Origin of the sequence: Actinoplanes sp. NPDC051851 (assembly GCF_040681165.1) — a bacterium.
Classification (GTDB): domain Bacteria; phylum Actinomycetota; class Actinomycetes; order Mycobacteriales; family Micromonosporaceae; genus Actinoplanes.
The window spans coordinates 54,422-60,035 of sequence record NZ_JBFAYF010000032.1; the positions used below are offsets into that span (position 1 = coordinate 54,422).

Below are 5,614 nucleotides of genomic sequence, written 5' to 3' on the forward strand. Positions count from 1 at the left end.
AGAGAAGACATGCAGGCAACCACCACTCCCACCACGGGCGTACGCCGCAGCCGGCCCCTGCGCGCGGCGGTCATCGGGGCCGGGCTCATCGGCCTCGACCTCGCGATGAAGATCCAGCGATCGGCGGAACTGGACTGCCGGCTCGTGACGGCCCGCGACGAGGACGCGCCCGGGCTGCGCGCGGCGCGAGACCTGGGCTGCCGTGTGTCGGCGGACGGCGTCGACGCCGTACTGGCCACCGCGGACCCGTACGACATCGTGTTCGACGCCAGCAACGCCACGGCACATCCCGCGCACTGGCAGGCGCTCGAGCCGCTGGGCTGCCTGGTCGTCGACCTGACGCCCAGCGGGGTGGGCCATGCCGTGGTGCCGGCCGTCAACGGCGACACGCTTCCGGTGCACCGCAATCTCAACCTGGTGAGCTGTGGCGGCCAGGCCTGTGTACCCATCCTGCATGCGTTGTCGTCCCGCTACCGTCCCTCGTACGTCGAGGTGGTCACCACCGCCGCGAACCTCTCCGTCGGCAGGGCCACCCGGCTGAATCTCGACGAGTACCTCGCCACCACTCGCGACGCGGTGCGCGCCAGCACCGGGACATCGGCCGTCAAGACGATCCTCAACCTGAGTCCGGCCCGTCCCCCGGCGACCTTCCGCGTCGCGATGAGTTTCCAGTCGGAGGATATGGATCAGCGTGTGGTCGGCGACCTGGTCCACGACGCGGCGGACCGGGTCCGCGCGTTCGTGCCCGGCTTCCGCGTCCGCGCGTGCACCGTCACCGACGGGGTCGCGTTCGTCGCGGTCGAGGTGGAGGCGTCCGGGGACCGCATCCCGTCGTACGCCGGCAATCTCGACATCATCAACTCGGCGGCGGTCCTCGTGGCCGAGCAGTACGCACGTCAGCAGGCTTCCCTTCCGGGTACGGAGGTGACACGGCGATGAACGAGGCAGCCGGCGACCGGCCCGCGGTGCGGATCTACGACCCGACACTGCGCGACGGCCATCACGCGGTACGGCACGATCTCGGCGAGGCGCAGCTGCGCGCCTACGCGGCAGCGGCGGACCGCGCGCGCGTGCCGGTGGTCGAGGTCGGCCACGGCAACGGCTTGGGCGCGTCGTCGCTGCAGGTGGGCCGCGCCCGGCTGACCGACGACGTCATGCTCAGCGCGGTCCGCGCCGAGCTGCGGCACAGCAGGATGGGCGCCTTCATGCTGCCGGGCTGGGGCACCGCCGACGATCTGCGGATGGCCATCGACCACGGCGTCGACGTCGTCCGGATCGGGGCGCACTGCACCGAGAGCGACGTGACGGAACGACACCTCGGCTTCCTGCGCGACGCCGGCGTCGAAGCACACGCCACACTGCTGATGAGCCACATGTGTACGCCCGCTCAGCTCGGCCGGGCCTGCGAGCAGATGGCCGGCTTCGGCGCCCAGGCGGTGGGCATCTTCGACTCGGCCGGTCATTTCCTGCCGGAGGACGTCACCGAGCGGATCTCGGCCATCCGCGGAGCGGTCGACGTTCCGGTCATCTTCCACGGCCACAACAACCTCGGCTCGGCGGTGGCCAACTCCATCGCGGCGGTGCGGGCCGGCGCCACGATCATCGACGGCTGCGCCCGGGGATTCGGTGCCGGCGCCGGGAACACTCAGCTCGAGGTTCTGGTACCGGTCCTCGAACGGCTCGGGTACCCGACCGGCATCGACCTCTACCGGTTGCTCGACGCGGCTGATCTGGCGGAGCGGGAACTGATGCCGGCGCCGCCGACGATCAGCTCGGAGAGCATCGTCAGCGGCCTGGCGGGGGTCTTCTCCGGTTTCCGCAACCGGGTCCTCGACGTGGCCGCGCGGGAACAGGTCGACCCTCGTGACATCTTCTTCGAGCTGGGCCGTCGGCAGGCTGTCGCCGGTCAGGAAGACCTCATCGTGGACGTCGCCATGTCTCTGCGCACCGCTTCCCTGTGAGGACTCGATGAACTGGGACCTTCTCAAGCACGCTCTCGTGCACGACCTGCAGTTGCAGCACGACGCCCTGGTACCGACGGCCAGCCTCGCGGACGTCGGCCTGGACTCGCTGGCCGCCGTCGAGCTGGCCGAGTCGCTGCAGAGCAGGTACGGCGTGCGGGTCGCCGACTACGAGATCCTGGACAGCGCGGATCTCGCCGGTCTCGCCGAGCTGATCACGGCGCGGAGTACTGGATGACCGAGCCCTGGCTGCGGCCCGTTCTCACCGAGCTGCCGCAGTACGCCCCGGCCCCGGGGCTCTATTCCGGCGCGGTGCCCACGCCGTTGTCCGCCAACGAGTCCCCACACGAGCCGCTCCCCGGTATCAGCCGCGCGATCACCGAGGCCGCCGGTGCCGTCAACCGTTATCCGGACCCGGGCTGCCACCGGCTGACGCGGGCGCTTGCCCGGGCCCGGGGCGTGGATCCCGGCGCCGTCCTGGTCGGTGCCGGGTCGGTCGCACTGCTACAGGCACTGTTCCACGCGATCGCCGAGCCCGGCGCGGAAGTGGTCCACGGGTGGCCGTCGTTCGAGCTCTATCCGAGTCTGGCGGCCCTCGCCGGCGTCGCCTCCGTTCCCGTGCCGCTGCGCGATGGGGCGTTCGACCTACCCGCGATCGGCGGTCGCATCTCCACTCGTACCCGGATGGTGCTGTTGTGCAGTCCCAACAATCCGACCGGTGGTGTGATCAGCGCGGATGCCCTGCGCGGCTTTCTGGCCCGGGTGCCGCCGCGCTGCCTGGTCGTCCTGGACGAGGCCTACCACGAATACGTACGGGACCCCGCGGCCTGCAACGGCGTGGAGTTCGTGTCCCGACCCCAGCTCGTCGTGCTGCGCACCTTCTCCAAGGCGTACGGGCTGGCAGGGCTCCGGGTCGGCTACCTGCTCGGCGCGCCGGGTGTGGTGTCGCTACTGCGCAAGGCGCTCACCGTCTACGAGGTCAGTGCGGTCGCCCAGGCAGCCGCGGTCGCCGCGCTGAGCCTGCAGGACGAGCTGCTGGAGCGGGTCGCGCAGACCGTCGGCGAGCGCCGGCGTACCCGCGACGGGTTGCTGGCGGCAGGCTATTCGGTGCCCGACAGCCAGGCCAACTTCCTGTGGCTGCCGCTGAGCAGGCGGGCCGCGGACTTCGGCGAGTGGTGCCGGAGCCGGTCGATCGCGGTGCGCGTCTTCCCCGGCGAAGGGGTCCGCGTCACCATCGGGCGGCCGCATGACAACGACGCGTTGCTGTCGGCAGCGGCGCACTGGCGACAGGCGGTGCGATGAGATCCCCGATGACCTACGGCGAGGCCGTCTGGATGCCCGACGCCAGCTCGTTGTCGCGGCGCGTGGTGGTGACGCCCGGCATGTCCGGCGGCGGCTCCCTGCTCTTCGGCCGCATCGGCGACTGGACCTGGGACGCGGTGAGCGCCGCCTGCGGCACCGACGTGCACGCCGCGCGCAACCAGGAGGGCGAGCCCGCGTATCTGTCGTTCTACTATTACCGGATCCGGGGCGGAACCGCCGTGCAGCCGCACGGCCTGGAGTTCGGCGACCGGCTGCAGGCCAGCTCACGAGTCTTCGACTTCGGCAGCCGCTCGGCGCTGACCTTGCACCGGCTGGCCCCGGCAGGCCTGGACCTGCCGGATCTGCCCCTGGAAGCGGCGGAGTTCCACGAGCGTCCGCATCCCGCCTGCCTGTACGCCGAGACATTCAACCGCTGGGTCTCGCGAACCCGCTCGGGCAGCAATAGGGGCCTGGCCGAGGTCTCCCCGCCCGACTTCGCGCATGAGCACCTGCCCCGCCTCGCCAACGAGCACTCGCCGCGCACCCTCGTGGGCCGGGCCCGGCAGGCGGGAACGTTCCATCCGGGCGGCCCCACCGGCTACCTGCCCGGCGGATCCCCGGCGACCCTCACGTACGCCCTGGACCCGGTACGCGACCTGAACGGCGCCGGTCTCGTCTACTTCGCCAGCTTCTTCTCCATCTTCGACACCGGGCTCCTGGCACTGTGGCGAGCGGCGGGACGCGGCGATGCCGCCTTCGTGCGCCGCCGCATCGCCGACCAGCGCATCGGATTCTTCGGCAACGCCGACGTCGGCACGGTGTTCACGATCAACGGGCGACGCTGGCTGCCGGGTACGCCGGGGCGCGGCGAGATCGCCGACCTGCAGCTGCGGGAGGCGGGCAGCGAACGGCTCGTCGCGGTCGCCAGCATCGAGCTCGCGCCGGCGTGACACCGGCGCCGGAGTCCACGGCCACCACGGGGAATGGAATCTCGACGGCTGGCCGGCGGCGGATCCGGCCGAATTGCCGCCCGCCACCCGCTGGTGACCGGCGGCCGGCGGCGCGGGGCTCGCGGGTGGCCGAGCCTCGCGCCGGTAGCAGCCGGGAAGGGTTGCCGTCAGTCGGGCGCCTGACTGCCGGCCGCCAGATGCTCCTGCTGGCTCACACCCAGCGGCGGCGGGTTCATGCCGTGCATCTCGGGTGAGAGGTACACCTTCACCCGCGGCCGGACCCGGCCCGGCTGCCAGGAGAGATAGTTGTGGATCCCCGTGCCCGACCGCAGGTCACGGGTCGCCACGCCGGCGAGCACGCTGTCGTAACGGCGCCGGGCCCGGGAATCCCCGGCGAGTGCGCGGTGTACCCGCAGCCGCACCTGCTCGTCGTCGTCGGCGTAGGTCCACAGCGGTACGTACAACGTGGCCGCCGGCCGCTCGTGCGTCTGGGCGTCGAGCAGCGACAGGCAGGTCACCGCGGGCTGGTCCGAGAACTTCAGGCGGCCGTCCAGCAGGCACCGGCAGAAGGCGCTCACCTCCCCCGGCTCAAAGCCCGGATAGGCCTTGAGCACCGCCACGACCTCCTCCACGTCCGCGGCGAAGTGCCGGAAGTAGACCTTCACCCGCGCCGCGGCGTCGTCCGTCAGGTCCAACGAGAGCAGGAGCGGCACGTCGTGCCCGCTGCGGTGGGCGTGTGCCTGCACCGTCGGCCACAGGTGCCCCTCCCCCATCCGCTCCAGCGCGGCGTGCAGCACGTCGAAGGCCTGCTCCGGGCCGGCGACGTCGAGGTAGAACCAGACCTTGAAGCGGGTGGCGCCGTCCGGGCGTACCTCCGCGCCGTACATGGCGACGTGGGGGCCCTGCGCGTCGGCGGGTAGCAGCAGGTCCGCGACGGTCAACCAGCGCCGGGCGCCGGCGCCGTGCTCGGCGGCGAGGATGCGCATCAGCATGCGGGCGGCCGTGGGATCGTTCGCCGCCCGGCCGGGCAGCAGCGGCTCCATGGCGAACTGCACGGCGGGCTCACGCCCGGCGAGTTCCACCGCCACTTCGAGGGGTGAGCCGTCCGGTGACACGTCCGACAGGGGCAGCTCGTCCAGGCGAGCGGCGCCCCAGTGTCCGGTCATGGCCCGGAACACGCCGGTGAGCTGCGCGCCCGCGGCGCCCAGCGCCACCGATCGAGCCGTCCTCTCCATCGTCGTGGCGCAGGCAAGCCGGACCGCTGACGGATCCTCGGTCACTCGTTCCTCCTTCGTCGCCGGGCGTCGCGCGCAACTGCGGCGGGCAGCCACGCCGACCGATGGGTGGGGCACACCGCACGTCGGCGGCGTGCCCGATCACGTACGTCGGTGCCGGTGGGCC

Annotated in this window: 6 protein-coding genes; 5 read left to right on the forward strand and 1 reads right to left on the reverse strand. The window is 71.9% G+C overall.

What is annotated here, in order from left to right:
- Positions 1 to 9: 9 nt before the first annotated feature.
- From AB0M08_RS27680 to AB0M08_RS27700, 5 genes are read left to right on the forward strand one after another with little or no spacing between them, the layout of a single operon-like run.
- Positions 10 to 939, forward strand: a complete 930-nt coding sequence (locus tag AB0M08_RS27680; RefSeq protein WP_364499088.1) for an acetaldehyde dehydrogenase (acetylating) — start codon at positions 10 to 12, stop codon at positions 937 to 939.
- Positions 936 to 1,961 (forward strand): 4-hydroxy-2-oxovalerate aldolase, encoded by a 1,026-nt coding sequence (dmpG, locus tag AB0M08_RS27685; RefSeq protein ID WP_364499091.1) that lies wholly within the window; start codon positions 936 to 938, stop codon positions 1,959 to 1,961. The genes AB0M08_RS27680 and dmpG overlap by 4 nt, the downstream gene beginning before the upstream one ends.
- Positions 1,962 to 1,968: 7 nt before the next feature.
- Entirely contained in the window at positions 1,969 to 2,199 is a 231-nt protein-coding gene (locus tag AB0M08_RS27690) for an acyl carrier protein (protein ID WP_364499094.1), read from the forward strand.
- Positions 2,196 to 3,263, forward strand: a complete 1,068-nt coding sequence (locus tag AB0M08_RS27695) for a histidinol-phosphate transaminase (protein ID WP_364499097.1) — start codon at positions 2,196 to 2,198, stop codon at positions 3,261 to 3,263. The genes AB0M08_RS27690 and AB0M08_RS27695 overlap by 4 nt, the downstream gene beginning before the upstream one ends.
- Positions 3,264 to 3,271: 8 nt before the next feature.
- Positions 3,272 to 4,213: an LnmK family bifunctional acyltransferase/decarboxylase gene (locus tag AB0M08_RS27700; RefSeq protein ID WP_364499100.1), complete on the forward strand. Its 942-nt coding sequence runs from the start codon at positions 3,272 to 3,274 to the stop codon at positions 4,211 to 4,213.
- Between the two features lie 167 nt (positions 4,214 to 4,380).
- Here the strand turns inward: AB0M08_RS27700 and AB0M08_RS27705 are convergent, their stop codons facing one another.
- On the reverse strand, positions 4,381 to 5,493 hold the full coding sequence (locus AB0M08_RS27705) for a tryptophan dimethylallyltransferase family protein (RefSeq protein ID WP_364499102.1): 1,113 nt from the start codon (positions 5,491 to 5,493) through the stop codon (positions 4,381 to 4,383).
- Positions 5,494 to 5,614 lie beyond the last annotated feature (121 nt).

What these genes read in the sequence shown, in the direction of transcription:
- AB0M08_RS27680 (WP_364499088.1), top strand. Translation starts at nt 10, where the DNA reads ATGCAGGCAACCACCACTCCCACCACGGGCGTACGCCGCAGCCGGCCC.
- dmpG (WP_364499091.1), top strand. Translation starts at nt 936, where the DNA reads ATGAACGAGGCAGCCGGCGACCGGCCCGCGGTGCGGATCTACGACCCG.
- AB0M08_RS27690 (WP_364499094.1), top strand. Translation starts at nt 1,969, where the DNA reads ATGAACTGGGACCTTCTCAAGCACGCTCTCGTGCACGACCTGCAGTTG.
- AB0M08_RS27695 (WP_364499097.1), top strand. Translation starts at nt 2,196, where the DNA reads ATGACCGAGCCCTGGCTGCGGCCCGTTCTCACCGAGCTGCCGCAGTAC.
- AB0M08_RS27700 (WP_364499100.1), top strand. Translation starts at nt 3,272, where the DNA reads ATGACCTACGGCGAGGCCGTCTGGATGCCCGACGCCAGCTCGTTGTCG.